The 25,398-nt window shown below is 65.1% G+C and carries 27 protein-coding genes and 1 pseudogene; 11 read left to right on the forward strand and 17 right to left on the reverse strand.

What is annotated here, in order from left to right:
• Positions 1-110: 110 nt before the first annotated feature.
• From FJ418_RS29680 to FJ418_RS29690, 3 genes are all read right to left on the reverse strand, one after another.
• Entirely contained in the window at positions 111-536 is a 426-nt protein-coding gene (locus FJ418_RS29680) for an EVE domain-containing protein (protein WP_140784520.1), read from the reverse strand.
• A complete protein-coding gene (locus tag FJ418_RS29685; protein ID WP_140871759.1) occupies positions 533-913 on the reverse strand; it encodes a VOC family protein in 381 nt (126 codons plus the stop codon). The genes FJ418_RS29680 and FJ418_RS29685 overlap by 4 nt, the downstream gene beginning before the upstream one ends.
• A 70-nt stretch (positions 914-983) precedes the next feature.
• The gene (locus FJ418_RS29690) at positions 984-1,694 is read right to left on the reverse strand and encodes a YafY family protein (RefSeq protein ID WP_140871761.1); all 711 of its coding nucleotides are present in this window, start codon (positions 1,692-1,694) and stop codon (positions 984-986) included.
• A gap of 101 nt (positions 1,695-1,795) precedes the next feature.
• Between FJ418_RS29690 and FJ418_RS29695 the strand changes: the two genes are divergently transcribed.
• From FJ418_RS29695 to FJ418_RS29725, 7 genes are all read left to right on the forward strand, one after another.
• A complete protein-coding gene (locus tag FJ418_RS29695) occupies positions 1,796-2,281 on the forward strand; it encodes a DUF1772 domain-containing protein (protein WP_140871763.1) in 486 nt (161 codons plus the stop codon).
• 87 nt (positions 2,282-2,368) lie between these two features.
• Positions 2,369-3,451 carry a class I SAM-dependent rRNA methyltransferase gene (locus tag FJ418_RS29700; RefSeq protein WP_140784524.1) on the forward strand — a complete coding sequence of 361 codons (1,083 nt, stop codon included), beginning with the start codon at positions 2,369-2,371 and terminating at the stop codon, positions 3,449-3,451.
• Positions 3,452-4,312 carry an RNA methyltransferase gene (locus FJ418_RS29705; RefSeq protein WP_140784525.1) on the forward strand — a complete coding sequence of 287 codons (861 nt, stop codon included), beginning with the start codon at positions 3,452-3,454 and terminating at the stop codon, positions 4,310-4,312.
• 10 nt (positions 4,313-4,322) lie between these two features.
• Positions 4,323-4,811: a signal peptidase II gene (gene lspA / locus FJ418_RS29710; protein WP_140644574.1), complete on the forward strand. Its 489-nt coding sequence runs from the start codon at positions 4,323-4,325 to the stop codon at positions 4,809-4,811.
• Positions 4,812-4,865: 54 nt separating this feature from the next.
• Positions 4,866-5,855, forward strand: coding sequence for an MDR family oxidoreductase (locus tag FJ418_RS29715; RefSeq protein WP_140871765.1), 990 nt, complete (start codon positions 4,866-4,868; stop codon positions 5,853-5,855).
• Between the two features lie 110 nt (positions 5,856-5,965).
• Positions 5,966-8,245 (forward strand): PAS domain-containing hybrid sensor histidine kinase/response regulator, encoded by a 2,280-nt coding sequence (locus FJ418_RS29720; RefSeq protein WP_140871767.1) that lies wholly within the window; start codon positions 5,966-5,968, stop codon positions 8,243-8,245.
• 183 nt (positions 8,246-8,428) lie between these two features.
• Positions 8,429-9,316: a GNAT family N-acetyltransferase gene (locus FJ418_RS29725; protein WP_140644577.1), complete on the forward strand. Its 888-nt coding sequence runs from the start codon at positions 8,429-8,431 to the stop codon at positions 9,314-9,316.
• 99 nt (positions 9,317-9,415) lie between these two features.
• On the opposite strand, the gene FJ418_RS29730 is transcribed toward FJ418_RS29725, so the two are convergent.
• On the reverse strand, positions 9,416-10,048 hold the full coding sequence (locus FJ418_RS29730; RefSeq protein WP_140871769.1) for a trimeric intracellular cation channel family protein: 633 nt from the start codon (positions 10,046-10,048) through the stop codon (positions 9,416-9,418).
• A gap of 101 nt (positions 10,049-10,149) precedes the next feature.
• Complete coding sequence (gene grpE, locus FJ418_RS29735; protein WP_140644579.1) at positions 10,150-10,782, reverse strand: nucleotide exchange factor GrpE; 633 nt, start codon at positions 10,780-10,782, stop codon at positions 10,150-10,152.
• A 250-nt stretch (positions 10,783-11,032) separates the two neighbouring features.
• Between grpE and FJ418_RS29740 the strand changes: the two genes are divergently transcribed.
• On the forward strand, positions 11,033-11,200 hold the full coding sequence (locus tag FJ418_RS29740; RefSeq protein WP_319023000.1) for a hypothetical protein: 168 nt from the start codon (positions 11,033-11,035) through the stop codon (positions 11,198-11,200).
• 21 nt (positions 11,201-11,221) lie between these two features.
• Here FJ418_RS29740 and FJ418_RS29745 read toward each other — a convergent pair whose 3' ends face one another.
• From FJ418_RS29745 to cysG, 8 genes and pseudogenes are all read right to left on the reverse strand, one after another.
• A complete protein-coding gene (locus FJ418_RS29745) occupies positions 11,222-11,842 on the reverse strand; it encodes a DJ-1/PfpI family protein (RefSeq protein ID WP_140644581.1) in 621 nt (206 codons plus the stop codon).
• A gap of 195 nt (positions 11,843-12,037) precedes the next feature.
• Positions 12,038-12,350 (reverse strand): annotated as a pseudogene (locus tag FJ418_RS29750) (GMC oxidoreductase); the annotation flags it as partial.
• Complete coding sequence (locus FJ418_RS29755; RefSeq protein ID WP_140871813.1) at positions 12,350-12,475, reverse strand: GMC family oxidoreductase N-terminal domain-containing protein; 126 nt, start codon at positions 12,473-12,475, stop codon at positions 12,350-12,352. The gene FJ418_RS29755 and the pseudogene FJ418_RS29750, both read right to left, overlap by 1 nt.
• A gap of 78 nt (positions 12,476-12,553) precedes the next feature.
• Positions 12,554-13,087, reverse strand: coding sequence for a DUF934 domain-containing protein (locus tag FJ418_RS29760; protein ID WP_140871771.1), 534 nt, complete (start codon positions 13,085-13,087; stop codon positions 12,554-12,556).
• A gap of 166 nt (positions 13,088-13,253) precedes the next feature.
• Entirely contained in the window at positions 13,254-14,018 is a 765-nt protein-coding gene (locus FJ418_RS29765) for a phosphoadenylyl-sulfate reductase (RefSeq protein ID WP_140784529.1), read from the reverse strand.
• On the reverse strand, positions 13,993-15,663 hold the full coding sequence (locus tag FJ418_RS29770; protein ID WP_140784530.1) for a nitrite/sulfite reductase: 1,671 nt from the start codon (positions 15,661-15,663) through the stop codon (positions 13,993-13,995). Before FJ418_RS29770 ends, FJ418_RS29765 begins: the two co-directional genes overlap by 26 nt.
• A 43-nt stretch (positions 15,664-15,706) precedes the next feature.
• Positions 15,707-16,000 carry a DUF2849 domain-containing protein gene (locus FJ418_RS29775; protein ID WP_140871773.1) on the reverse strand — a complete coding sequence of 98 codons (294 nt, stop codon included), beginning with the start codon at positions 15,998-16,000 and terminating at the stop codon, positions 15,707-15,709.
• A complete protein-coding gene (gene cysG / locus FJ418_RS29780; protein ID WP_140871775.1) occupies positions 15,997-17,445 on the reverse strand; it encodes a siroheme synthase CysG in 1,449 nt (482 codons plus the stop codon). The genes FJ418_RS29775 and cysG overlap by 4 nt, the downstream gene beginning before the upstream one ends.
• Before the next feature lie 417 nt (positions 17,446-17,862).
• Between cysG and FJ418_RS29785 the strand changes: the two genes are divergently transcribed.
• Positions 17,863-18,303 carry a host attachment family protein gene (locus FJ418_RS29785; protein WP_140644587.1) on the forward strand — a complete coding sequence of 147 codons (441 nt, stop codon included), beginning with the start codon at positions 17,863-17,865 and terminating at the stop codon, positions 18,301-18,303.
• On the opposite strand, the gene FJ418_RS29790 is transcribed toward FJ418_RS29785, so the two are convergent.
• Positions 18,291-18,476: a hypothetical protein gene (locus FJ418_RS29790; protein WP_140871777.1), complete on the reverse strand. Its 186-nt coding sequence runs from the start codon at positions 18,474-18,476 to the stop codon at positions 18,291-18,293. The two genes, FJ418_RS29785 and FJ418_RS29790, sit on opposite strands and share 13 nt — an antisense overlap.
• Positions 18,477-18,513: 37 nt before the next feature.
• On the opposite strand from FJ418_RS29790, the gene ybaL reads away from it, so the two are divergent.
• Positions 18,514-20,313, forward strand: coding sequence for a YbaL family putative K(+) efflux transporter (gene ybaL / locus FJ418_RS29795; RefSeq protein WP_181167144.1), 1,800 nt, complete (start codon positions 18,514-18,516; stop codon positions 20,311-20,313).
• Positions 20,314-20,319: 6 nt separating this feature from the next.
• Here ybaL and FJ418_RS29800 read toward each other — a convergent pair whose 3' ends face one another.
• Positions 20,320-21,126 (reverse strand): helix-turn-helix transcriptional regulator, encoded by an 807-nt coding sequence (locus FJ418_RS29800; protein ID WP_140871779.1) that lies wholly within the window; start codon positions 21,124-21,126, stop codon positions 20,320-20,322.
• A 123-nt stretch (positions 21,127-21,249) separates the two neighbouring features.
• Here FJ418_RS29800 and FJ418_RS29805 point away from each other — a divergent pair, with 123 nt between their 5' ends.
• Positions 21,250-22,167: a zinc-binding dehydrogenase gene (locus tag FJ418_RS29805; RefSeq protein ID WP_140871781.1), complete on the forward strand. Its 918-nt coding sequence runs from the start codon at positions 21,250-21,252 to the stop codon at positions 22,165-22,167.
• Between the two features lie 10 nt (positions 22,168-22,177).
• Here FJ418_RS29805 and FJ418_RS29810 read toward each other — a convergent pair whose 3' ends face one another.
• Both FJ418_RS29810 and FJ418_RS29815 read right to left on the reverse strand, forming a co-directional pair.
• Complete coding sequence (locus FJ418_RS29810; protein ID WP_140644591.1) at positions 22,178-22,927, reverse strand: SDR family oxidoreductase; 750 nt, start codon at positions 22,925-22,927, stop codon at positions 22,178-22,180.
• Between the two features lie 65 nt (positions 22,928-22,992).
• Complete coding sequence (locus FJ418_RS29815) at positions 22,993-25,248, reverse strand: transglycosylase domain-containing protein (protein ID WP_140710174.1); 2,256 nt, start codon at positions 25,246-25,248, stop codon at positions 22,993-22,995.
• Positions 25,249-25,398: the final 150 nt, after the last annotated feature.

Genomic DNA, 25,398 nt, shown 5'->3' on the forward strand with positions numbered 1-25,398 from the left:
TCGGCTCCACTTTCGGAAACCCGGCAAGCCTGGTCAATTCATCAAGCCGACCTGTCCACCCCCAGGGGCGCACTCCAGTTTTGCGACAACGACATGCATCAAGCAACGACCTAGGTCAGGTTGGCCCCCATCGCTTCGCCGATCAGCCGGAAATCGCGTTCGCTGATCTCGAACAGGCCGAAGCGCAACTGGTAGCCCCAGTTCGGCTTGCCCGCCGTAAAATCGAGCCTGCCGAGCAACGGCTTGATCGGCGCTTCCTTGGCCTCGCGCCAGTCGACGTCGCGCCGCGCAGGCGTGAACCCGCCGCCCATGACGCCCTCATAGACTTCCCCTTGCCGCACCGTGCCTATCGCCGTGAAAGAATGCAGCCCGTCCTTCTCGCCGAGCACGGTGCTCGGCGAGTAGTAGACGATGCCGTCGCCCGGCTTGATACGGCGCAACGGGGCCGCCTTGCCGTGATTGACCTGCATGAAGCCATCTTTGCGGCCGATCCGCACGTGCTCGGCCGATGCGACGGCAACCCAGAAGGCGCTCATCCTTGCGCTCCCTCGAACGGCCAGTAGACGCGCAGACGATGATTGTCCGGATCGAGCGCGACGAAAGTACGGCCGAAATCGAGATCGGTTGGGGCCTGCAGCACGTTGAGGCCTCTGCCAGTCCAATCCGCGTAAGTGGCATCGACCGCCGCCGCGTTCTCGACGGCAAGCACAAGCTCGCCACCACCGCCTGTGGCCGTCGCAGCCGGCTCCACCGTGCGACGTGACCAGAGGCCGAGCTTGAAACCCTTGTCGAGCACGAACATCGCGAAGGTCGGCGAGGATTCGACCGGCTCGCGTCCAAGCAACGAGGCGTAGAACGCACCACTCCTTTCCGGGCTGTCGACATAGAGGATGACGAAATTCGGCGTGGTCATGTCTGATCTCCAAAGTGTCTGAACCTTGAGAACCATACGTTGGCCTGCTGTCAGATTCTGGCAGCATCGATCAGCCGGAAGCGTCTTTCGCTCCATTCTGACCCGGCGCACCGAGCGTCGCCCGCCATTCTTTCAGCATCGCCTGGCGGCGGCGCGGATAGCGGATGTCGGTCGCTGTCAGGTCGGATATCCGGTCGGCGCGGAAATGCCGGAAATCCTGGCGCGTCTCGCACCACGCCGCCATCACCCGTACCTTGTCGAAGAAGGCGAGCGCGAATGGCCAGACCACGCGCTTCGACGTCGAACCGCCGGCATCGCGATAGAGGAAACCGAGCTTGCGCTCCTCGCGGATCGCCTGCCGCACGACACCGAGGTCGATCGTTTCGACGCTTTCCGATCGCGGTCCGACAAGCAGCGTTGTTGCGTCGAGGTCCTCGCGCAAATCATCCGGCAGCACCGCCGCGATCTTTGCCAGCGCATCGGCCGCGGCGGCGGCCAACCTTCTATCCGGCTGCTTCGCCACCCAGCGCGACCCGAGCACGATCGCCTCGATCTCCTCATCGCTGAACATCAAAGGCGGCAGCATGAAGCCGGGCTTCAGCACATAGCCAAGCCCGGCCTCGCCTTCGATCGGCGCGCCCTGCCCCTGCAGCGTCGCGATATCGCGATAGAGCGTGCGGATCGAGACGCCCATCTCGTCCGCAAGCATGCGGCCACTCACCGGCCGGCGGTGGCGGCGCAGGATCTGGACAAGGTCGAGCAGGCGGGCTGAACGGGACATGATTGGCTAACCGATGTGCTGGACAATAGGGCTGGCCCGCGCATCACGGCAAGCAGACAGATGCCACGGAACGCCTGCGTCCTGTTCCCGTTGTGTGCGCAATGGAGATGCGCGGATTCCTGCTGTTCTGGTCGGTGCTGACTGCTTTCGTCGCGGCGCTCAGCCTTGGGCCCTCCTTTGCCCATGTGCTGGAATCGCTGCCCAGGTTGACCAGATGGTCGCCGGCGCTCTGGCGTGAGGCGACGGTCTTCAACGCGCAGTTCCAGCTCTTTGCCGTGATCGGAGCGCCGTTGGACGTCGTGGCGATCCTCTGTCCGGCGCTGCTTGCCTGGATGCTGCGTCAAGACCCGCTTGCCTTCCGGTTCGTGCTCGCAGCCGCATTGCTTTATGCGGTCTCGCTGGCGCTCTGGTTCGGCCTCGTCAAACCCGCCAACGACAGTCTTGCGACCTGGACGCCCGGACCGATCCCGGACAATTTCGAGGCCGTCCGGCTCCGTTGGGAGACCGGCCACATGGCGGTGACCGTGGCGAAGGCGCTTGGCTTCATTTCGCTTTGTTTCGGCCTGCTCGGTCTCCGGCAAGGCTGATGACCCACCATTGAATGAGCCGCGCTTTATTGCGCCGGTGGGCTGAGCTGTGGCAGAAGCGGGCCGAACCGCCGGAGATGATCTTTCTTGAAATCTTTTCGCGACAAACGCCGCGATGGCCGCCCGCATCCCGCAAGGGCGGAACAGCCCCGCCCGCGTGATGCGTCCCCGGCCGGACGGCAGCAGGCCGCACCCGCCGAGCGACGTGAAACGAGACCGGCGGACCGGCAGGACGCCAAACCGGCGCCGCGCGTGCTCGCGCGCCGCGAGGGCGTGCTGCCCGCCGAGCGCCTGCCATTGATCCTCGAAGTCGCGCCCAACGCCGATTACGCGCTGCTGGACAGCGGCGCCGGCGAGAAGCTCGAGCAATACGGCCCCTACCGCATCGTGCGTCCCGAAGGCCAAGCGATCTGGCAGCGGGCCCTTCCGGCGAAGGAATGGCAGCGCGCCGACGCCATCTTCACCGGCGACACCGATGAGGAAGGCATCGGCCGCTGGCGCTTTCCTAAGGCGCCGCTTGGCGAAACCTGGCCGATGAAGCATGACGGCATCGACTATCTCGGCCGTTTCACCTCGTTTCGTCACGTCGGCGTCTTTCCGGAACAGGCTTCGCATTGGGACCATATGGCGGGGCTGATCGCGGCGGCGAAGCGTCCGGTCAAGGTGCTGAACCTGTTCGGCTATACCGGTCTTGCCTCGCTGGTGGCGGCCCGCGCCGGCGCCGAGGTCACCCATGTCGATGCCTCGAAGAAGGCGATCGGCTGGGCGCGCGAGAACCAGGAAATGGCCGGCCTTGCCGACAAGCCGATCCGCTGGATCGTGGAGGACGCGGTGAAGTTCGCGGAGCGCGAGGAGCGCCGCGGCAGCCGCTACGACATCGTGCTGTTCGACCCGCCGGCCTATGGCCGCGGTCCCAAGGGCGAGGTCTGGCAATTGTTCGAGGACCTGCCGGGCCTCACCGACCTCTGCCGCTCGATCCTGACGCCGAAGCCGCTCGCCGTCGTTCTCACCGCCTATTCGATCCGCGCCTCCTTCTTCGCCATCCATGCGCTGATGCGCGATACCTTCGCCGGCATGGGCGGCACGATCGAATCCGGCGAACTGATCATTCGCGAGAAATCGGCCGGCCGCGTGCTGTCGACCTCGCTGTTCTCGCGCTGGGTGGCTTGAATGACGGCACATGACGGCGCGCGCCCTGTCGGGCAGGTCAAGGAAGTCACCAGCCTTGCCAATCCCCTGGTCAAGGACATCAAGGCGCTGGCGCTCAAGAAATTCCGCGACCAGCAGAACGCCTTCATGGCCGAGGGCCTGAAGCTGGTCATCGACGCGCTAGACCTCGGCTGGTCGATCAGGACCTTGGTCTTCGCCAAGGCCGGACGCGGCAACGCGGCCGTCGAAAAGACCGCCGCGCGGACCGTTGCCGCCGGCGGCACGGTGCTCGAAGTCTCGGAAAAGGTGCTCGCGGCCATCACCCGCCGTGAAAACCCGCAAATGGTGGTCGGTGTCTTTGCGCAGCAGACCGTGCCGCTGAAGGACATCCGCGCCAGGGACGGCGACGTCTGGGTGGCGCTCGACCGGGTGCGCGACCCGGGCAATCTCGGCACCGTGATCCGCACCGTCGACGCCGTCGGCGCCAAGGGCGTCATCCTGGTCGGCGACACCACCGACCCGTTCTCGCTGGAGACGGTGCGCGCCACCATGGGCTCGATCTTCGCCGTGCCGGTCGCCAGGGCGACCGAGCAGGCCTTCCTTGCCTGGCGGCGCGATTTTTCCGGGCTGGTCGCCGGAACGCACCTCAAGGGCGCGGTCGACTATCGCTCCGTCGATTTCTCCAGGGGGCCGGTCTTGCTGCTCATGGGCAACGAGCAGCAGGGCCTGCCGGACAGCCTCGCCGAAAGCTGCGACCGGCTGCTCAGAATCCCCCAGGCAGGCCGGGCCGATTCGCTCAATCTGGCGGTCGCCACCGGCGTGATGTTGTTCGAGATCCGGCGCGGCGCGTTGAAGCTCGAGCCTGCCAACGACAGCCGATGAGGACTGCTAAGTGAAATCCTGGTCCCCTTACGTCGTGCTGGTCGTCATCGCCATTGCGCTCGACCAGTGGATCAAGCAACTGGTCGAGAACGGTCTCGCCTTTCAGGAGAAGGTCGATCTCCTGCCGTTCCTGGCGCTGTTCCGCACCTACAACACCGGCATCGCCTTCTCGATGTTCCAGTCCTTCGGCGATACCGGCCTGGTGGTCATCGCCGTGCTGGTCGTCGCCTTCGTGCTCTACCTCGCCGCGCGCACGCCTGCCGGCCATGTCGTCGCCCGCATCGGCTTTGCGCTCATCATCGGCGGCGCCCTCGGCAACCTCATCGACCGCGCCGTCTACGGCCACGTCATCGACTACATCCTGTTCCACACGCCCGTCTGGTCCTTCGCGGTGTTCAATCTCGCCGATGCCTTCATCTCGGTCGGCGCCGCGCTTGTCGTCTTCGACGAGCTGATCGGCTGGGGCCGCGAGGCCAAGCCGCAGGATCCGGGCAATTGACCTCACGCGGTTGAAACCGCAGACTTCTCAACAGCCAGAACCGAGGAGAAAAAAATGTCGGATACCTTCAAAGCCATCCTCGTTTCGCGCGATGCGGAGAAGAAGCAGTCCGTCGATGTCGTCGACCTCGCCGAGGCCGACCTGATGGAAGGCGATGTCACCGTCGCCGTCGAGGCGACGACGGTGAACTACAAGGACGGGCTCGCCATCACCGGCAAGGCGCCGGTCGTGCGCCACTGGCCGCTGGTTCCAGGCATCGATTTCGCCGGCACCGTGATCTCCTCCTCGCATGCCGACTGGCGCAAGGGTGACAAGGTGATCCTCAACGGCTGGGGCGTCGGCGAGACGCATCACGGCGCCTATGCCGGCCGGGCGCGCGTCAAGGGCGACTGGCTGGTGCCGCTGCCCGAGGGCATGAGCGCGCATGATGCGATGGCCGTCGGCACGGCGGGCTACACGGCAATGCTCTCCGTCATGGCGTTGGAGCGGCACGGCATCGTGCCGGACCGCGGCCCGGTGGTGGTGACGGGTGCTGCCGGTGGCGTCGGCTCGGTCGCCATCTCGATCCTGTCGAGCCTCGGCTACCATGTCATCGCCTCGACCGGCCGCAACGCCGAGAGCCCCTATCTGATCGACCTCGGCGCGGCCGAGGTGATCTCGCGCGAGGAGCTCAGCCAGCCGGCGAAGCCGCTCGCCAAGGAGCGCTGGGCAGGCGGCGTCGACTCGGTCGGCAGCCATACCTTGGCCAATGCGCTGTCGATGACCTTCTACGGCGGCGCGATCGCCGCTTGCGGTCTGGCCGGCGGCATGGACCTGCCGGGAAGCGTCGCGCCCTTCATCCTGCGTGGCGTCTCGCTGCTGGGCATCGATTCGGTGATGGCGCCGAAGGCGGTCCGCCTGGAGGCATGGCGCCGCATCGGCACCGATCTCGACTTGAAGAAGCTGTCGACATTGTCGCGCACGATCGGTTTCGACGGCATTGTCGCCGCCGCGCGCGACATCGTCGAAGGCAAGATCAGGGGCCGCGTCGTCGTCGATATGTAGCTGGAAATGGCGGTTTCGCCCGCGCATGCGGTGGTTAGAATCCGCGCAATCGCTAAAATTCGAACGATCCGTCCCAGTCTTCCATAATTTCTGTCTGGCATGGTCTGCGCATGGTCGCGGACTCCGATATCAGACAGGACAGCAAAGCCGCGGGCGCTGACAGGCTCATACCCAATGCGCCGAAGCGGCGGGTGCTCGTCGCGCCGCCGCTGGCTCCTGAATTGCCCGCGGCGAGCCACGAAGGCTTGCCGTTCCTGACGATCGTCGCCATCGCCGTCATGGCGGGGCTGGCGCATCTTACCGGCGCGCCGCTCATCATCACAATCGGCCTTGCCGCCGCCGCGCTTGCCGGCCTTGCCATGCATCTGCGCAGCCGTCGCGACGAGCGGCGCACCGCAGCGCTTCTCGATGAGACCGCCGCCCGCAGCCGCGCCGAGATCGAGACTCTCGCCGATCGCATGTGGGAGATGCAGGAGAGCGAGGAACGCTTCCGCGGCCTGATCGACGCGCTTGGCGACCTCGTCGTCCACCGTGATCGCGACGGCCATATCGTTTACGCCAACAGCGTCTTCGCCTCGCTTGTCGAGGTCGACGCGCGCGATCTTGCGGGCAAGACCTTGTCCGAGCTTGGCATCGATGTCGGCATCGTTCCCGACGCCGCCTTCTCCGATCATGAATGCCTGAGTTCCACCGATGTCGCGATCCGCACCCCGAACGGGCCGCGCTGGTTCTCCTGGATCGAATTGTCGGTGCGCGACAAGGACACGGGCGCGGTCTCGCACCGCGCGATCGCCCGCGACATCACAGCCCGCAAGCGCGCCGAATCCTCACTGATCACCGCGCGCGAACGGGCCGAATACGCCAGCCTGGCCAAATCGCGCTTCCTGGCCACCGTCAGCCATGAGATTCGCACGCCGATGAACGGCATCATGGGTATGGCGAAGCTGCTTGCCGACACCGACCTCTCGCCCGAGCAGCGCACCTATGTCGGCGCCGTTTCCACCTCGGCCAGCGCGCTGCTCGCGCTCATCGAGGACCTGCTCGACTATTCCAAGATCGAGGCAGGCCGCTTCGAGCCCGAGCCGCAGCCGACCTCGCTGCGCGAAATCGCCGACAACATCATCGAGCTTCTGGCCGCGAAGGCCTTCGCCAAGAACATCGGCCTCGGCTGCCATGTCGAGCCCGACGTGCCGCAGATGATCACCGCCGATCCCGGCCGCGTGCGCCAGGTGCTGCTCAACCTCATCGGCAATGCGGTGAAGTTCACCGACGCGGGCGGCGTGCTGCTCACCGTGGCGCGCGCTCGCACCGAAACCACGGACCGCATCTGCTTCACCGTCGCCGACAGCGGCCCGGGCCTGCGCGAAGAGGACATGGAGCGCATCTTCGAGGAATTCGAGCAGTCCGACGGCACCTCGACCAGGGTGCATGGCGGCGCGGGTCTCGGTCTTGCCATCTCGAAGCGGCTGGCGACGGCGATGGGCGGCGCGATCTCGGTTTCGAGCCGGCTCGGCGAAGGGTCCGAATTCGTCCTCGAGCTTCCGGCAGTCGCCGCGACCGAGCCGCCGCCGCATCGCCATAACATCCTTGCCGACCGGCGGGCGGTGATCGTGTCGAAAAACGCCATCGAGGCCGATGCCATCGCCCGCACGATCAGGGCCCATGGCGGCATCGTCGAGATCGCGGCGACACCAAGCCAGGCCGCCCCCTTCGCCGCCGGCTGCAACGTGCTCCTGATCGACGCCGCGCTCGAAAACAGCGACGGCAGGCTGCTCAAGCGGTTGCGCGACTCGGGCTTCGCCGACTGCGAGGCCGTCACCCTGATCGCGCCGACGGATCGCGGCATGCTCGGCGAATTCCGCGCCAGCGGCTACGCCACCTTCCTCGCCAGGCCGGTGCGCGGCGAGACCCTGCTGCGGGTGCTGTTGACCAGCCATGGCTCCACGCTCGCCCAGCCGCGGCCGGAGCCGCGCGGGGCGCCCTCGGTGCGCAAGCGCGACCAGGGCCTGTCGGTGCTGATCGCGGAAGACAATGACATCAACGCCATGCTCGCGCGTGCCACGCTGTTGAAGGCCGGGCATCGCGTCAAGATCGTCGGCAACGGCAAGGCCGCGGTCGATGCCATTACCGATGCCGGCCTCAAGTTCCGCTTCGATGTGGTGCTGATGGACCTGCATATGCCTGTCATGGACGGGCTGGACGCGATCGCCGCCATCCGCCGTCATGAAGAGTCGCTGGCAATGCCGCCGATCCCGATCATGGTGCTTTCGGCCGACAGCCAGGAAAAGACCCGGCATGCCGTGCTCGCCCATGGCGCCAGCGGTTTCGTGACCAAGCCGCTCGACCCGGACGCGCTTGTCCAGGCAGTCGAGGGCCAGGTTGCCGCCTGAGGAAATTTTTAACCCTTGAACGCCTTGGCTTGCCTGGCTTTCGCGATCACAAGATAGCCGGTTGAGGGTATTGCCCAGCCGACAAAGTATTGCCCGCCACGTCGTATCACGGTACTGTCACAATCCTGTTGCACCTACACCGTATCCCCGTGCCAAGAGGGATGGCTCGAAGGAGAATCACTCGTGCATACAGTCGTGCCTGAATGTGACACTCGGCCGAATGCCGGCGGCGCCCTGCTCGCCGCCCGTACCGCCGACGCCGTCGCAAGCGGTGCTCCGCTGGGCCGCATCGGCAACCTCGAAGTGCGGCTCGCCCGCAACGAGGCCGAAATCGCCGCCGCCCAGGAAGTGCGCTATCGGGTATTCTACGACGAGCTTGGCGCGAGGAAGGACCTGTTCCAGGCGCAGGACCGGCGCGACGCCGACCGTTTCGACCCGCTCTGCGATCACCTTCTTGTGTCCGATACCTCCCTTCCCGGTCCTGAGCATCGCCGCATCGTCGGCACCTACCGCTTGCTGCGGCAGGAGATCGCCACGGCCGCCGGCGGCTTCTATTCCGAGGGCGAGTTTGAGCTCACCAAGCTGATCGCGCGGCATCCCGGCCAGCGCTTCCTCGAGCTCGGCCGTTCCTGCGTTCTGCCGGAATACCGCTCAAAGCGCACCATCGAGGCGCTCTGGCAAGGCATCTGGGCCTATATCAACCATTACGGCATCGGCGTGATGACCGGCTGCGCCTCCTTCCATGGCATCGTGCCGGCGGCGCATGCCGAGGCGCTGACCTATCTCGCCCATCATTGCCGCACCGATTCCGCCTGGGATGTCCGCGCGGTTCCGGGACGCTACTGCTCCATGGATCTGATGCCGATCGAGGCGGTGAACACCAAGGCGGCGATCGCCGCCATGCCGCCGCTGGTCAAGGGCTATCTGCGCGTCGGCGCCCGCATCGGCGACGGCTGCGTCATCGATCACGAATTCTCGACCGTCGACGTCTTCGTCGTCATGCCGGTCAAGGAGATCGGCGCCCGCTACGTCAACTACTATGGCGGCGAAGGCCAGCGCTTCGCGGCGTGATTCTAGTGAGTAGTGAGTAGTGGTGAACACCATCACTCGAGCTTTGTCACTACTGACTACTGACTACTGACTACTGACTACTCACTAACCCCTACTCCTTCACGGAATATCCTCCGGCCTTCGCCCCGGCCGGCTCTTATAGGCCGGAAACGACCAGCCGAATTTAAGCGCCCCGCCGCGCACCATGAATGCGCCCGCGAAGCCGAGCAGGCTGGACACCAGCGCAGGCAGGCCGGCAAGATCGCCAAGGGTGAAGATTGTGGCGCCGGCAAGGGCGGCCGTGACATAGATCTCGGGCCTGAGCAGAACCGAGGGCTCGCCGGCTAGCAGGTCGCGCAAAATGCCGCCGAAGGTCGCGGTCAGCACTCCCGTGATGACCGACACGACGGGCGAGCCGGCGATCGCCAGCCCCTTGGCCGCGCCCATCACCGAAAAAGCGGCAAGTCCGATGGCATCGAGCCACAGCAGCAATTTGTAGCGGGATTCGAACCGGTGGGCGCTGAAAAAGACCAGCACCGCGACCACGGCGCAGATCAGCACATAGCCGCTGTTGGCGACCCAGAACACCGGCAGGTTGAGAATGACGTCGCGCAGCGTCCCGCCGCCGATGCCGGTGACGCTGGCCAGGAACAGGAAGCCGATGATGTCGAGTTCTTTGCGCGACGCGGCAAGCGCGCCCGTCGCCGCGAAGACGGCGACGCCGGCATAGTCGAGCAACGCGATGGGGTTCATGGCTGAGCGAGTAGTGAGTAGCGAATAGTGAGTAGCGAAATAGCACGAAGCCGCGGATAAATATCAGCCCCTGCTCACTACTCCCTATTCGCTACTCACTATCAAGCATCCTTCTCGGCCTGCTCGTTCACCGGGCCCGGCTCGACCTTGGCCTCGGCGGCCGTCTTCGGGCCGCCCTTCGCGACACCGACCATCGCCGGCCGCAGCACGCGCTCGCCGATCGAATAGCCCGGCTGCACCACCTGGACGACGGTACCGGCCGGAACCTCCGGATTGGGCACCTCGAATATCGCCTGGTGGAAGTTCGGATCGAACTTCTCGCCTTCGGGCGCGAGTTTCTTCACGCCATGGCGTTCCAGCGCCGAAAGCATGGCGCGCTCAGTGAGGTCGACGCCCTCGATCAGCGCCTTGAAACCGGCGTCGCCGCCAGCCTTCGCCTCGGCGGGGATCGCATCCAGCGCGCGGCGCAGATTGTCGGACACCGACAGCATGTCGCGCGCGAAATTGGCGACGGCGTAGGCGCGGGCGTCCTGCACGTCGCGCGCGGTGCGCCGCCGCAAATTCTCCATTTCGGCCGCCGTGCGCAGCGCGCGGTCCTTCAGTTCCTCGTTTTCCTTCAGCAGCCGCACCAGCGCTTCGTAGTCGCCGTCGACGCCACCTTCCGCACGCTCGCCGGAAGCCTGGGTGGCTTCCATGTCTTCGGGCGTGCGTTCGTCTTTTGCCTGGTCGCTCATCGCGTTTCCCGTCATTCGGATTGGTCTGGATTTGCGCCCGATATCGAGGTTTGGAAGCGAAAAATCAAGGGGTAAGCGCTGGCGTCCAATGTCGGGCTGCCATTCCAAATTAATTCAAATTTTACCGTACCACGCGGCTTTGCTTGCCCTCAAATGCCGTTGCGGGAACCATAAGCGGGCTGGAGGAGTTTCGAAGCCAACACAGGATTTTGGGGCTATGAACGGCAACAAAGGCAACAGGCGCGCCGAATTGGCCAACGATATCAGGCGGCAGGCGGGCAGCGAAGCGACCAAGCGCTTTCTGCGCACCTTGCCCGCATTTCGCCTGGAAAAGGAAGTGCCCCGGCAACTGAGCGACCTGCTTGACCGCCTCAGCGGCGCAGAGGCTGAGAATGCAGGCGGCGGGCGGCGTCGGTAGCCGCGCGCCGCGACTGACGATTCAGGCCGCCTTCCGGTCGTCACGCATCAGCGCTTCGCCATGGCGGATCTCGGTGCCGAGCACTTTCAGGCATTCCCGCATGAAGGCGGCAAGGCCCGGCCAGCCCTTGGCTGAGACCAGATTGCCGTCGACATGCGCGCCGGTCGGCGCGACATCGATATAGATGCCGCCGGCAAGCGTCACTTCCGGCTCGCAATAATGCAGCGCCGCCACTTCCTTGCCGCGCACCACGCCATCGACCGCGATTAGGATCTGCGCGCCATGGCAGATGGTGAAGATCGGCTTGCCGGTCTCATGGAAATGCCTGACCAGCGCCTGCACGCGCTTGTCGATGCGGATATATTCCGGCCCGCGCCCGCCCGCCGCGTAGACCGCGTCGTAGTCGGCCGGGTTCACCTCGGCGAAGGTCTTGTTGAGGATGTAGTCGTGGCCGAGTTTTTCGGTATAGGTCTGGTGGCCCTCGAAGTCGTGCAGTGAGGTCTTGAGCACGTCGCCGGCCTTCTTGTCCGGGCAAACGACATGGACGGTGTGGCCGACCGCGTGCATGGCCTGTTCGAAGACGAAAATCTCGTATTCCTCGCTGAACTCGCCAACGAGCATCAATATCTTCTTGCCTGCCATGCCGTTTCCTCCCTTAGCTGACTATTTATTTCGCAGCACGAAATAATGACCCTATCCTAAGGGCAAGATAACGGGAGGGGAAGTCAAAATCGCACAAGTGGTCTGACCAGATGAATTTGATTGCACCTGCCGGCATACACGAACGACGCCGTGCCGGGAAAATCGAAGAGGCTGGTCCGACCAAGAAACCAAGCGTCAGGTGGTCGCCCGGATCATGTCCCGGCCTTCTTGGCGATCATGATCGTTGGCGCATTGGTGTTGCCGCCGATTAGGGTCGGCACCACCGAGGCGTCGACCACGCGCAACCCCTCCAGCCGCGCACCTTGAGCTGCGGGTCGACCACGGCCATGTCGTCGACGCCCATCTTGCAAGTGCCCGCGGGGTGGTAGATCGTGTCGGCGCGCGCCCTGATATGCGCCATCAAATCGGCACCGCTCGAAGCGTCGGCGCTGTAGATCTCCCTGGCGCGATACTTCGCCAACGCCGGCGCCTCCAATATGGCGCGCGTCACCGCACGCCCTTGAGCAGAAGAGCGGCGAGCAGGCAGACCGTCTTCGACGGGTCTTCGGAAAACCTGGCGGCAAGCGTCGAGCCGGCGGAGCCGCCGCCGGCGATGACATAGTCGTAGCGCATCCTCTCCTGCCGGCGGATGTTTCCGTCCGTTCACCTGAGAGAATGCCCGCCGGCGTGGCTTGCAAAGATGCCGCGGCGTCAGCTGGGACGCTTGCGCCGCCACGAATATTTCGGACCCCTGGGCTCCACTTCCACGGCCGGCTGGTAATAGACCGGCAGGCCACCGGTGCGGCCTTCCTCCAGGCGCTTCAAGAGCACCGGATTGGAGACCTCGAACTCGTCGAAGCCGAGCCGCAGCATGTGCGGCAACTGGTCGACCAGAACTTGCCCAGTGGCGCGCACCGCGCCCTTGAAGTCATGCCGGGCGCGCAGCAATTCGCCCTTGGAAAAGGAGCGGCCGTCATTGAAGGCGGGGAAGGCGAGCGCCACCAGCGACAGATGGTCCAGCAGGCCGGTTATCTTGTCGAGCTCGTCGCCAGGCTGCAGCAGCACGCCAAGGCGTTCGCGCGCCGACTTGCGGACCTCTTCGTCCAGCCCCAGGAAGACCTGCAGCGGCAGGATGAAGCGGCCATTGCCGGCTAGCGCCTCGGCGCTTTCGGCATGCGTCCACTCATCCTCGCGAAAACCATCCGGGGTCCAGAGGCGGGTCCCCCCTGTCGTCGATCCAGTCATCAAAATTCCTAAGTTCAAAAATCCAAGGTATGTCGAGAGTCAGGTCAGGCCGAGCCGAGAATGGTGGCTTCCGAGACCCGGAGCGGAGCGTACTTCAAGTACGTGAGCACCGGAAGCGCAGGAAGCCGCCGTTCGCAGGCCGGCCTCACCTGACTATCGGCATAGCCTAAAGTGAGGCGTCGGTCAGCGACTTTTCCAAACCGGAGAGGTGAATGCCGCACTCGGTCTTGGCGTGGCCTGCCCAGCGGCCGCTGCGCGCATCCTCGCCCGGCTGCACCGGCTGCGTGCAGGGAAAGCAGCCGATCGAAAGATAGCCATAGGCGACCAGCGGATTTTCGCGCAGCGCATGCGCGCGCATGTAGTCGGCCTGGTCGGCGGTCGTCCAATGCGCCAGCGGATTGATGCGGATGCGCGAGCCGACCGCCTCGAAGACGGGCAGTGCCGCGCGTGTCGAAGCCTGGAAGCGCTTGCGCCCGGTGAACCAGGCGCGGAACGGCTCGACGCCGCGCGCCAGCGGCTCGACCTTGCGCACATTGCAGCAGGCGTCGGTGTTGGTCTCATGCAGCCTGCCGGTCGGATCGACCTGTTCGAGCGCGGCCTCCTCCGGCTTGATCACCCTGATATCGGTCAGGCCGAAATCGGCGACCAGCGCGTCGCGATAGCCGAGCGTCTCCTCGAAATGCTTGCCGGTATCGAGGAAGATCACCGGCAAGGTTCGGTCGATCTCCGAGATCATGTGCAGAAGCACGGCGGAGTCCGCGCCGAAGGACGACACCGCGGCGACTTCGCCGCGGAAGGCTTCGCGCGCCGAGCGCTCGATGATCTCGATCGGCTTCAGATGGCCGAGCAGCGCGTCCAGCCCCGCCGCTTCCGCGGCAACGCCGGCCTCGACGCCGACTACCCTGTCAAGCGGCCTTGGTTTCGCCAGCATAGAGCGCCTCCTTGAACGGCGCGGGACCGACACGGCGGTAGGCGTCGATAAAACGTTCTTCGGGATTGAGCCGAAGGCCAAGATAGGTATCGACGATCTGCTCGATGGCATCGGTGATCTCTTCCGAGGAGAAGCCGCGGCCGATGATCTCGCCGACCGAGGTGTTCTCATCGGCCGAGCCGCCGAGCGTCACCTGGTAGAGCTCGGAGCCTTTCTTCTCGACGCCGAGGATACCGATATGGCCGACATGGTGGTGACCGCAGGCGTTGATGCAACCGGAGATCTTCAGCTTCAATTCGCCGATCTCGCGCTGCCGCTCGAGCGAGGCGAAGCGGCGCGAGATTTCCTGAGCCACGGGAATGGAACGCGCCGTGGCCAGCGCGCAATAGTCGAGGCCCGGGCAGGAGATGATGTCGCTGATCAGGTTCGAATTGGCGGTCGCCAGGCCGATCTCGACCAGCGCGTCATAGACCGCCTTCAGATCGGCGCGCGCCACATGCGGCAGGATCAGGTTCTGCTCGTGGCTGACGCGCAATTCGTCGAACGCATGCTTCTCTGCGATGTCGGCGACTGCTTCCATCTGACTGTCGGTGACATCGCCGGGCACCTCGCCGATGCCCTTGAGCGAAATCGTCACCGCCGCGTAGTCGGGATGGCGATGCGTCACGACATTCTGGTCGAGCCATTCCGAAAAGCTCTTGGAATCGAGCCGCGCTTGCTTGACGAGGGCATCGCCTTCCGGCCGGGCCAACAGCGCCGGCGGCGCGAAATAGGCGTTGATCGCCTGGATGTCGGCCTCCGGCAACTTCAAATCGGTGTCCTTGAGCTCCTGCCATTCGGCCTCGATCTGCCGCATGATCTCCTCGACGCCGGTCTCGTGCACCAGGATCTTGATGCGCGCCTTGTACTTGTTGTCGCGGCGGCCGTAGAGGTTGTACACGCGCAGGATCGCCGTGCAGTAGGACAGCAACTCGGCCTCCGGCAGGAAGTCTCGGATCTTCTTGGCGATCATCGGCGTGCGGCCCAGGCCGCCGCCGACATAAACGGCAAAACCCAGTTCGCCGGCCGCGTTCTTCTTCAGGTGCAGGCCGATGTCATGCGCCTGGATAGCAGCCCGGTCGCGCTCGGCGCCCGTCACCGCGATCTTGAACTTGCGCGGCAGGTACGAAAATTCCGGATGGACCGAGGACCATTGCCGCAGGATTTCCGCGTAGGGACGCGGATCGGCGACCTCGTCCGCGGCCGCCCCCGCGAAATGGTCGGCGGTGACGTTGCGGATGCAATTGCCGCTGGTCTGGATGCAATGCATCTCGACGCTGGCGAGATCGGCCAGGATCGCCGGAACGTCGGCGAGCGCCGGCCAGTGGAACTGCAGGTTCTGGCGCGTGGTGAAATGGCCGTAGCCCTTGTCGTACTTGCGCGCGATGTGGCCGAGCATGCGCAATTGCCGGCTGTTGAGCGTGCCGTAGGGCACCGCAATGCGCAGCATATAGGCATGCAACTGCAAATAGACGCCGTTCATCAGCCGGAGCGGCCGGAACTGGTCCTCGCTGATTTCGCCGGCAAGCCGGCGCTTCACCTGGTCGCTGAACTCGGCGACACGGGCCTGAACGAAATCGTGGTCGAACTCGTCGTAACGGTACATGCTTCGTCTTTCAGGGCGCGTCCGCCCGCTGCCTACCTTGGATTTAAACCGCCCGCGCCGCTTGCTTGCCGAGATCGGGGTGGATGGTCGGGCCGGCGGCGCGGATCTTCTCGCGCAACCGCACCGGCTCCACCAAGCCATCGACAACCGTGACGTCGATCACGTTGACGTCCAGGACTTCGTTGTTGGCGGCGGCAGCGGCGCCGATCGCTTCCAGCCGGTCCTCCGTCGCCTTGTCATGCGCGATATCGGCATGACCGACCGTCTCCGCCCAGCCGCCATCGGCGTACCAGACGGCGATGCCGTCGGAGAGCCTGTTCGCGGTGAGAACCTTCATTGCTCAACTCCTTCGGCCACGGCTGAAGCCGCGCCCTCGTGCTTATGTGCCGCGAGCGGCTCGGATTGTTCAAAATTGGCGCCGGCGACTGCGTCGCCGATGATCGTCATCACCGGTCCGGTGAGATCGGCGCGCTCCTCCAGCGACGGCAGGTCGGCAAGCGTGCCGTGGAAACGGCGGCGTTCGCCGAGGCTGGCGTTCTCGACGACGGCAACCGCCGTGTCCGGCGACAGCCCCGCTTCGATCAGCCGGCCGGCGACCTCGGCCGCGACCGAACGGCCCATATAGACGGCGACAGTCGCACCCGAGATGGCGAGCTTGGCCCAGTCGGGCAGCGAGTTGCCCTTGAGATCGTGGCCGGTGGTGAACACCATCGATGACGAAACGCCGCGCAGCGTCAGCGGCAGCTCGAAATCGGCGGCGGCGGCGAAGGCGGCGGTGACGCCCGGAACCACTTCATAGGCGATACCGGCCTCGCGAAGTGCTGCCATTTCCTCGCCGGCGCGTCCGAACACCAGCGGATCGCCGGACTTCAGCCGCACCACGCGCTTGCCGGCACGGCCAAGCTCGATGAGCAGCGCATTGATTTCAGCCTGGCTCTTGGAATGGCAGCCCTTGCGCTTGCCGACCGGCAGGCGCTCGGCGTCGCGCCGGCCCATGGCCACGATCGCCTCCGGCACCAGTGCGTCGTAGACGATGGCATCGGCTTCCATCAGCAGGCGATGCGCGCGCAAAGTCAAAAGGTCCTCCGCGCCCGGACCGGCGCCGACCAGCGCGATATGTCCTTCAACCGGAGCATCCTGGGCCAAAAGCTCGAGCGCCGCGCCATGCGCCTGAGCGAATTCGCCGGCTTCGATGGCCTTGGCCGGCGCGCCGGCGAAGAAATCGCTCCAGAAGCGGCGGCGGCGACGGCCCTTCGGCAGCGTCTCGGCGGCAGTGCGGAAAGAAGCGGCAAGCGCCGCCAGCCGGCCAAGCGACGGCGACAGCATGCGGTCGATGCGCCCGCGCAGCATCTGCGCCAGGACCGGTCCGGCGCCTTCGGTGCCGATGGCAATCGCCACCGGCGCCCGGTTGACTAAGGCCGGGGTGAAGAAATCGCAGAGATCGGGACGGTCCACGGCGTTGACCGGGATGCCCAGCCGGCGTGCGTCCTCGGCTATGCGGCGGTCGACCGCTTCATCGCCGCCGGCCGCGAACACCAGGACGGCACCTTGGAGATGCACGGCCTCATAGGCAGCGTTGATATGGACGGCGCCGGCCGACGCGATGAAATCCAGCAGGCCGTCGCTGGCATTGTCGGCAACAATGCGCAGCACCGCGCTCGATTGCGAAAGTAGCCGCGCCTTGGCAAGCGCCTCCTCGCCATTGCCGACAATGGCTACGGCTTCGCCGTCGACCCGCATGAAGACGGGAAAGGCATTGAGCTTGGCGTTGGCTGGCGACATGGCGATGAGCAATAGTGGAACAGTTTGGCAGTTTTACGCGGCCACGCCAAAAATCAGAAGGCAAGCACTCGCGCGCCGCCGAACGGCAGGCAATCGCTTTTTCGCAACCGCGAAAGGCAAGAGAAAAAAATTCTACCTTGGGAGTGAAGCCGCCAGAGCGGCATAAGAAACTGCCTTGATCCGTCGTAATTTTTAGCGCCGGACGGGGAAAGCTGCAAAACAGTTTTTTCTAAATTCTACTAAGTTAGTAGATTAAAGCCTACCTCGGCTGTTTCGGCGCCAACCTCGTCGGCTGAGAGTGATCTAAGCGCGGCCGCCAGATCGGAACAATCATGCTTCGCGGCTCGTTTGCTTAGCAATCCATTTGTCGATCCGAAGCTCCATCGATCGGCAATCATGCAAGCAAGGAGGAACGCGATGAGCATCAAGCTGAAGCACGGATTATGGGTCGTCGTGGCCGATGGCGAGAAGGCGCTCTTCCTGCGCAACCAGGGCGACAGCAAGTTCCCAAATTTGGAAGTGGTGCAGGAGATGGAGCAGGAGAACCCCGCCACGCGCGAGCAAGGCAGCGACAAGCCAGGCCGCCAGAGCAACGAGGGTCCCCGCAGCGCCGTCGAGGAAACCGACTGGCACCGTCTCGGCAAGGAACGCTTTGCCGTCGAGATTGCCGACCGGCTCTACAAGCTCGCGCATCGCGGCGAGTTCGACGCGGTCGTGCTGATCGCACCGCCGCAGGTGCTTGGCGAGATGCGCCAGAAACTGCACAAGGAGGTCGGTGAGAAGGTACAGGCGGAAATCCCGAAGACGCTCACCAACCACACCATTTCCGACATCGAGAACCTGCTTCAGGCGGCATGAAGCGGCGGAACGAACGCAGCTTCGAAGCCTGATTGATCTAAGAGCCACCTCTTTGGCGGCGCGGCGCCGATTTTCCGGCGCGCGCCGTTGCGATTCTGCGCGGCGATGGTTGCATCATCGCCGCTCTCCCCGCCATATTGCCAGGAGGCGTCGGCCCTTTGGACGGCGCTCATCCGACATCGTCAGTTTTTGAAAGGCGCTCCATAGACAATGCCGCATGACACACCCCTTATCGCCACCATCGTCGCCGGTCTGGGGCTTGCTTTTGTCTTCGGGGCTTTAGCCAACCGGTTCCGCATCCCGCCGCTCGTCGGCTATCTTGTCGCCGGCGTCCTTGTCGGGCCGAACACGCCCGGCTTCGTCGCCGATGCCAGCCTTGCAAATGAGCTCGCGGAAATCGGCGTCATCCTTCTGATGTTCGGCGTCGGCCTGCATTTTTCGCTGAAGGACCTTCTGTCCGTCCGCGCCATCGCCGTGCCGGGCGCCATCGTGCAGATCGGCTTTGCGACGCTGCTTGGCGTTGGGCTTGCCTGGCTGCTCGGCTGGTCGCTGGGGGCCGGCCTGGTCTTCGGCCTCGCGCTTTCGGTCGCCTCGACCGTGGTGCTTTTGCGCGCACTTCAGGAGCGGCGGCTGATCGAGACCGAGCGCGGCCGCATCGCCGTCGGCTGGCTGATCGTCGAGGATCTCGCCATGGTGCTGGCGCTGGTGCTTTTGCCGGCGCTCGCCGGCGTGCTTGGCGGCCAGCCCCAGGTCGACGACCATGCGAGCCTGCTCTCGCTGCCCGCCAGCTACGGCATATGGGGCGTGGTCGGCATCACGCTCGCCAAGGTCGCCGCCTTCGTCGTCGTCATGCTGGTGGTCGGCCGCAGGGTCATTCCATGGATCCTGCATTACGTCGCCCATACCGGCTCCCGGGAATTGTTCCGGCTCGCGGTGCTGGCCATCGCGCTCGGCGTCGCCTTCGGCGCGGCGAAGCTGTTCGGCGTCTCGCTGGCGCTCGGCGCCTTCTTCGCCGGCATGATCATGAGCGAATCCGAGCTCAGCCACCGCGCGGCGGAAGAATCGCTGCCGCTGCGCGACGCCTTCTCGGTGCTGTTCTTCGTCTCGGTTGGCATGCTGTTCGACCCGTTCAGCCTGATCAGCAACGGCCTGCCCATCCTCGCCACCTTGGCCATCATCGTCATCGGCAAGTCGATCGCTGCTTTCGTCATCGTCATTGTCTTCCGCTACCCGATCGCCACCGCGCTGATGATTTCGGCGAGCCTTGCCCAGATCGGCGAATTTTCCTTCATCCTGGCCGAGCTTGGCGTCGGCCTGAAACTGTTGCCAGAGCAGGGCCGCGACCTGATCCTGGCCGGCGCCATCCTGTCGATCCTGCTCAATCCGCTGATGTTCCTGATCGTGGACTGGATGAAACCCTGGCTGGAAAAGCGTGCCGGCAAGGATGCCGCGCCGGCCGTGGAGCAGCGACCAATCGGACCGGCGACCGAGCCCGGCCAGGTCGCTTCGGTGTCGGCCCCGGGCAAGGAAGACGGCCCGCCACCGAAAACGGCGCTTGCCGGCCATTCCATCCTGATCGGCTACGGCCGCGTCGGCAGCCTGGTGGGCGTGGCTCTGAAGGAAGCCGCCCTGCCCTTCCTGGTCATCGAGGATGCCGACAAGACGCTGGCGAAGCTGCGGGACGACGGCGTCGAAACCGTTGCCGGCAACGCCGCCAATGCGGATGTCTTCGCGGCTGCCAACCCGGAAGGCGCCAGGCGGCTGATCCTCGCCATCCCCAACGCCTTCGAGGCGGGGCAGGTCGTGCTCAGGGCCCGCGCGGCCAATCCGGCGATCAACGTCATTGCCCGCGCGCATTCCGACGCCGAGGTCGAGCATCTGAAAGGCCTCGGCGCCGACACCGTCATCATGGGCGAACGCGAGATCGCCCGCGGCATCGTCGAGGTGGTGACCGGCAAGACCGTCGATCGGGCCGGGCCTGCCATGGAGATCAACCCGCAGCCCGCTTGATTGGCATCACGCCACGAACGCAGAGCCGCCGTTTTGCGCGATATCGCTGAGATATTTGGCCGGCGGCTTGCCCAGCGCTTTCTTGAACATGGTGATGAAGGCGGTGACGGATTCGTAGCCGAGATCGCCCGACACCTGCTGCACGCTGGCGCCGGCGGACAGTTCCCTGAGTGCTACGATCAGGTGCAGCTGCTGGCGCCAGCGCCCGAAACTCAAGCCGGTCTCCTTCACCACGAGGCGCGCCAGGCTGCTTTCGCTGAGCGCAACGCGGTTTGCCCAATCGGCCAAGGTGCTGCGATCGGCGGGGTCGTCCGCCAACGCTTCGGCGATCCGTCGCAACCGCGGCTCGGCCGAGATCGGCAGGTGCAACTGCTGAACCGGCATAAGTGGCAGCTCGGCAAGCAGGACCTTTCCCAGGAAATCACATCTCGGCTCGTCCGGCGCGCACTCCGATAGCTCGATGATCAACTCGCGCAGCAGCGGCGAGATCGAAAGTGTGCAGCACCGGTCCGGCAACTCGGCGGCGCCCGGCTCGATATAGACGAAGAAAATCCGCGCATTCGCCGTCGCGATGTTGCTGTGTTCCATGCGGCTCGGCACCCACACCCCGCAATGCGGCGGCACCATCCAAAGCCCGCTCGGAACGCGGCAGGTGACGCCGCCGCCGAGCGCGAAGACGAGCTGCCCTTTGCGATGCCAATGCGCCGGCACCTCGGCCTTGGTCCCCGTGACATCGACGCCAATGGCGATCGCCGGCGCGGCCACGTCGTCGACGTCGAAATCCAGCCAGGGCCAGCGGAGCGGCTGTCTCATATCTGACGGCTTTTAGTGATCATTTGGCTTTATCTCTAAATTCCACAGCCGCGAAAGTCGATAGGTTTCGAGCCGTTTCCGTCGCAATCGATCGCGGCTCTCGAGCGTCATTCAAGGTGGTCCATGCTTGCTCTCGCTATCTCTTCAGACAGTCCGAACAGGCTGAAGCTCGTCGAAATTGATGAGCCAAGCTGCAATACGAATGAAGCATTGGTGGCTGTTCATGCAACATCGTTGAACCGTGGCGAGCTGCGCCTGCTCGGCATCCGTCCCGACGGCTGGATCCCTGGCCAGGACATCGTCGGCATTGTCGAGTGCGCGGCGGCCGATGGCTCCGGCCCGGCTGCCGGCACGCGCGTCGCGGCTTTGAACGACCAGGCCGGCTGGGCTGAACACGTCGCCGTTCCGACCGACCGCCTTGCCGTCCTGCCGGACGTGGTCAGCTTCGCCGACGCAGCCACGCTCCCGGTGGCGGGCACGACGGCGCTGAGAACTTTGCGCCATGGTGGCGATCTCGCCGGCCAGCGGGTCCTGATCACCGGCGCGAGCGGCGCGGTCGGCCGCTTCCAGATCCAGATCGCCCGCGAGCAAGGCGCTTCGGTGACGGCGATCGCCTCGGCCCGGCACCACGATGATCTTCGCGATCTGGGCGCCGAGCGGGTCGTCGAGTCGATCGAACTGACCGGGGGACCATTTTCATTGATCACCGAGTCGGTCGGCGGCAAAAGCCTCGCCGACGCGATCGAGCGTGTCGCGCCCGGCGGGACTGTCGTCATGTTCGGCTCGAGCAGCGGCGAGCTCACGCCGATCGGATTCCGGCAGTTCGTTCCGGGCCACGAGGGCGCAAGGCTCCAGACTTTCGCCTACTATACGTCCGGCTCGGCCATCGGCGCCGACATCGCCACGCTGCTCGATCTGGTCGCGGCCGGTCGGCTGGAGACCCGCGTGGCGATGACCGTGCCATGGACGGACATCGGCCAGGCCCTGGACGCGCTGCGGCAGCGCGGCATCAGCGGCAAGGCTGTCCTCACCATGGCCTGAAGTCAGCCAATCACACGTGCTGGCCGCCATTGATGTGGATTTCCGAGCCGGTGACGTAGGACGCCTGGCCGGAGCACAGGAAGAAGATGATGTCGGCGACTTCCGAGGTGGCGCCAAGCCGTCTCAGCGGGATCGTTTCGACGATCTTGTCGGTGCCGGGCGAAAGGATCGCGGTGTCGATCTCGCCCGGCGCGATCGCGTTGACGCGGATGCCGTGCGGACCGAAATCATGCGCCATCTCGCGCGTCAGCGAGCCGAGCGCCGCTTTCGATGTGGCATAGGCCGTGCCGGCGAAAGGATGCACGCGGGTGCCTGCGATCGAGGTGACGTTGACGATCGACCCCTTGGCGGCGGCGAGCTCCTTGAACAGCCCCCTTGCCAGCATGATCGGCGCGAAGAAATTGACCTGGAACACGTCGCGCCAGACATGCATCGGCGTCTCTATCGAATCCATGCGCCTGCCGTCTTTCAGCTTCGGCGAGATGCCGGCATTGTTGACCAGCGCGTGCAGTTGTCCGCCATGCGCCTCCAGCCGGTGGCGGATTTCCGAGACGGCGATGCCGACATCCTCCTGGTCGGCGAGGTCGACCTTGATGTGGTCCTCGGGGCCGGCCGGCCACGGGCAATCCTCGGCGAAAGCCTGGCGCGAGCAGGTGATGACGCGCCAGCCCTCGCGCGAAAAGCGCTTCACGGTCGCATGGCCGATGCCGCGGCTGGCGCCGGTGAGCACGATGGTTTTTCTGCTGTCGGTCTCGGCCATGACTTGATCTCCGGCCGGACATGTAGCCGAAGGCGCTTGCCATTACGAGAGGGCGAGTTGCCGCTTCAGCCGCCGCCCAGGATATCGAGGATCGAAGTCTGCCGCTTCTTGGTCGGTCCGCCGACATTGCCGGGCGGCACCGGATGCTTGATCGAGGCGGTCGATCCGCTGTCGCTTGGCATGTCGAAGCCGTCCGCATCGACGGTCTGGGCCGGGCGCGCCTGACGTACCGGCGCTGGCGCCGGAGCGACCGGCTGTGACTGGCCGACGGCCGCGGGCGGCGCTGGCGGCTGCGAGGCGTCAGCCGACGGGATCTCGTCCGGCACGATCGTATCGGACGGCGTCGACTTCCAGGTGCCGGGCAGCGGCCTGACCGGCACGCCTTCATGCGCGGCCACCATGAATTCGTGCCAGGCCTGCGCCGGCAGGGCGCCGCCGGTGACCTTCTTCATCGGGCTGCCGTCGTCATTGCCGAACCACACGCCGGTGGTGAGATTGGCGGTGTAGCCGACGAACCAGGCATCGCGCGAATTCTGGCTGGTGCCGGTTTTGCCGGCCGAAGGCCAGTTGAACGCCGCTTTCTTGGCGGTGCCGACCTCGACGGTGCCCGTCATCATCGAGTTCATCATGCCGACGATATCGGCCTTGATGACGCGCGGCGCGCTGCCGCCGCTGTTCTCGTAGAGCACCTTGCCGTTGGCGGTGGTGATGCGTTGGATGAAGTGGATGTCCGGCTTGTAGCCGCCATTGGCGAAAGGCACATAGGCCGAGGTCAGTTCCAGCGGCGTCACCTCCGAGGTGCCGAGCGCGATCGAGGTGTTGGCCTGCAGGTCCGACTGGATGCCCATGCGATGCGCGGCTTCCACCACGGCGTCGGGGCCGACTTCCATGGTGAGCTGGGCCGCCACCGAGTTGAGCGACTTGGCCAAAGCTGTCGCCAGCGTCACCTTGCCGTAATATTTGCCGCCGTAATTGTCCGGCGTCCATTTGCCGATCTTGATCGGCGCGTCGTTGCGGATGCTGTCAGGCGTGCGGCCGGCCTCCAGCGCCGCCATATAGACGAAGGGCTTGAAGGCCGAGCCCGGCTGCCGGCGCGCTTCCGAGGCGCGGTCGAACTGGCTGGTCGAATAATCATAGCCGCCGACCATGGCGCGCACCGCGCCGGAATCGTCGATCGACACCAGCGCGCCTTGCGTGACGTTGAGCTTCTTGCCGCTCTCGTCGATCAGCCGGCGGATCGACTGTTCGGCAAGCTTCTGCAGGTTGAGGTCGACCGTGGTGTTGATGACGATGTCGCCGCGCACATCGCCTATGAGGTCCGGGAGTTCGTCCATCACCGTATCGGCGACATAGTTTTCCGAGCCGGTCCAGTAGGACGGCGCGCGCGTCGCCGGCGCGCTCAGCGCCGTCTTGTATTCCTTGTCGCTGATCTTGCCGGTCTCGCGCATGGCCGCGAGCACGAGCTGCGCCCGCTCCTCGGCCGCCTTCGGGTCGCGCGCCGGCGAAAGCTTGGACGGCGCCTTCAGCAGGCCCGCCAGCAACGCGGCTTCCGAAAGCGTCACGTCGCGCGCGCTCTTGCCGAAATAGCGCCGCGAGGCCGCCTCGACGCCATAGGCGCCCGAGCCGAAATAGACCCGGTTGAGGTACATTTCGAGGATCTGGTCCTTGCTGTGCTTGTGCTCGAGCCACAGCGCGAGCAGCACTTCCTGGACCTTGCGCTCCAGCGTGCGGTCCGGCGTCAGGAACAGGTTCTTCGCCAGCTGCTGCGTCAGCGTCGATCCGCCCTGCGAGAAATGGCCGCCAAGCAGATTGGCGACCATGGCGCGCGACAGGCCGATCGGGTCGATGCCGAAATGCGAATAGAAGCGCCGGTCCTCGATGGCGACCACGGCCTCGGGGATATAGGGCGACATTTCGTGCAGGCCGACGGCCTCGCCGCCCGACGCACCGCGATTGGCAATCAGCGCGCCATCGACCGAGACGATCTTGATGTTTGGCGCACGGTCTGGGACCGACCACGTCGTCGCCGCCGGCATCTTGGCGCCGTAATAGACGACGATGCCGGCCGTCGCGATACCGCCCCATATGCAGAGCACGAAGCACCAGTAGACAAGCCGCGTGGCGATGCCGAGCAGCCCGCGCCGATTGCGGTCGCGGCCACGGCCGCGCGATTTCGCCTTGGCGGACCTGCCCTTCGAAGCGGATTTACGACTGCCCGGCACGACACGATCCTCCTCGCTGACCGAAAAGCCTTCGGAGGATTTCGCGCGCGGCGATCCCTCGAAGCTCGGTTCGATGCGACTGTCTCTGCGGTTCGCCATGCGCTCTTGCTTGCTGCCCCGGTGCCGATGGCGTTCGGGTTGAAGACTAGATGCGGCGGTTTAAAGGCGGGTTAAAGCAGGGTTTATGCAGCCTTTTGAAAACCCTTACGATTTTCTGAATCCAACGGTCTCGCGCTATCTTCGCAGTCG

Origin of the sequence: Mesorhizobium sp. B2-8-3 (genome assembly GCF_006440815.1) — a bacterium.
GTDB lineage: Bacteria > Pseudomonadota > Alphaproteobacteria > Rhizobiales > Rhizobiaceae > Mesorhizobium.

What these genes read in the sequence shown, in the direction of transcription:
- FJ418_RS29680 (WP_140784520.1), bottom strand. Translation starts at nt 536, where the DNA reads ATGAGCGCCTTCTGGGTTGCCGTCGCATCGGCCGAGCACGTGCGGATC.
- FJ418_RS29685 (WP_140871759.1), bottom strand. Translation starts at nt 913, where the DNA reads ATGACCACGCCGAATTTCGTCATCCTCTATGTCGACAGCCCGGAAAGG.
- FJ418_RS29690 (WP_140871761.1), bottom strand. Translation starts at nt 1,694, where the DNA reads ATGTCCCGTTCAGCCCGCCTGCTCGACCTTGTCCAGATCCTGCGCCGC.
- FJ418_RS29695 (WP_140871763.1), top strand. Translation starts at nt 1,796, where the DNA reads ATGGAGATGCGCGGATTCCTGCTGTTCTGGTCGGTGCTGACTGCTTTC.
- FJ418_RS29705 (WP_140784525.1), top strand. Translation starts at nt 3,452, where the DNA reads ATGACGGCACATGACGGCGCGCGCCCTGTCGGGCAGGTCAAGGAAGTC.
- FJ418_RS29715 (WP_140871765.1), top strand. Translation starts at nt 4,866, where the DNA reads ATGTCGGATACCTTCAAAGCCATCCTCGTTTCGCGCGATGCGGAGAAG.
- FJ418_RS29720 (WP_140871767.1), top strand. Translation starts at nt 5,966, where the DNA reads ATGGTCGCGGACTCCGATATCAGACAGGACAGCAAAGCCGCGGGCGCT.
- FJ418_RS29730 (WP_140871769.1), bottom strand. Translation starts at nt 10,048, where the DNA reads ATGAACCCCATCGCGTTGCTCGACTATGCCGGCGTCGCCGTCTTCGCG.
- grpE (WP_140644579.1), bottom strand. Translation starts at nt 10,782, where the DNA reads ATGAGCGACCAGGCAAAAGACGAACGCACGCCCGAAGACATGGAAGCC.
- FJ418_RS29745 (WP_140644581.1), bottom strand. Translation starts at nt 11,842, where the DNA reads ATGGCAGGCAAGAAGATATTGATGCTCGTTGGCGAGTTCAGCGAGGAA.
- FJ418_RS29755 (WP_140871813.1), bottom strand. Translation starts at nt 12,475, where the DNA reads ATGCGCTACGACTATGTCATCGCCGGCGGCGGCTCCGCCGGCTCGACG.
- FJ418_RS29760 (WP_140871771.1), bottom strand. Translation starts at nt 13,087, where the DNA reads ATGACTGGATCGACGACAGGGGGGACCCGCCTCTGGACCCCGGATGGT.
- FJ418_RS29765 (WP_140784529.1), bottom strand. Translation starts at nt 14,018, where the DNA reads ATGCTGGCGAAACCAAGGCCGCTTGACAGGGTAGTCGGCGTCGAGGCC.
- FJ418_RS29770 (WP_140784530.1), bottom strand. Translation starts at nt 15,663, where the DNA reads ATGTACCGTTACGACGAGTTCGACCACGATTTCGTTCAGGCCCGTGTC.
- FJ418_RS29775 (WP_140871773.1), bottom strand. Translation starts at nt 16,000, where the DNA reads ATGAAGGTTCTCACCGCGAACAGGCTCTCCGACGGCATCGCCGTCTGG.
- cysG (WP_140871775.1), bottom strand. Translation starts at nt 17,445, where the DNA reads ATGTCGCCAGCCAACGCCAAGCTCAATGCCTTTCCCGTCTTCATGCGG.
- FJ418_RS29785 (WP_140644587.1), top strand. Translation starts at nt 17,863, where the DNA reads ATGAGCATCAAGCTGAAGCACGGATTATGGGTCGTCGTGGCCGATGGC.
- FJ418_RS29790 (WP_140871777.1), bottom strand. Translation starts at nt 18,476, where the DNA reads ATGAGCGCCGTCCAAAGGGCCGACGCCTCCTGGCAATATGGCGGGGAG.
- ybaL (WP_181167144.1), top strand. Translation starts at nt 18,514, where the DNA reads ATGCCGCATGACACACCCCTTATCGCCACCATCGTCGCCGGTCTGGGG.
- FJ418_RS29800 (WP_140871779.1), bottom strand. Translation starts at nt 21,126, where the DNA reads ATGAGACAGCCGCTCCGCTGGCCCTGGCTGGATTTCGACGTCGACGAC.
- FJ418_RS29805 (WP_140871781.1), top strand. Translation starts at nt 21,250, where the DNA reads ATGCTTGCTCTCGCTATCTCTTCAGACAGTCCGAACAGGCTGAAGCTC.
- FJ418_RS29810 (WP_140644591.1), bottom strand. Translation starts at nt 22,927, where the DNA reads ATGGCCGAGACCGACAGCAGAAAAACCATCGTGCTCACCGGCGCCAGC.
- FJ418_RS29815 (WP_140710174.1), bottom strand. Translation starts at nt 25,248, where the DNA reads ATGGCGAACCGCAGAGACAGTCGCATCGAACCGAGCTTCGAGGGATCG.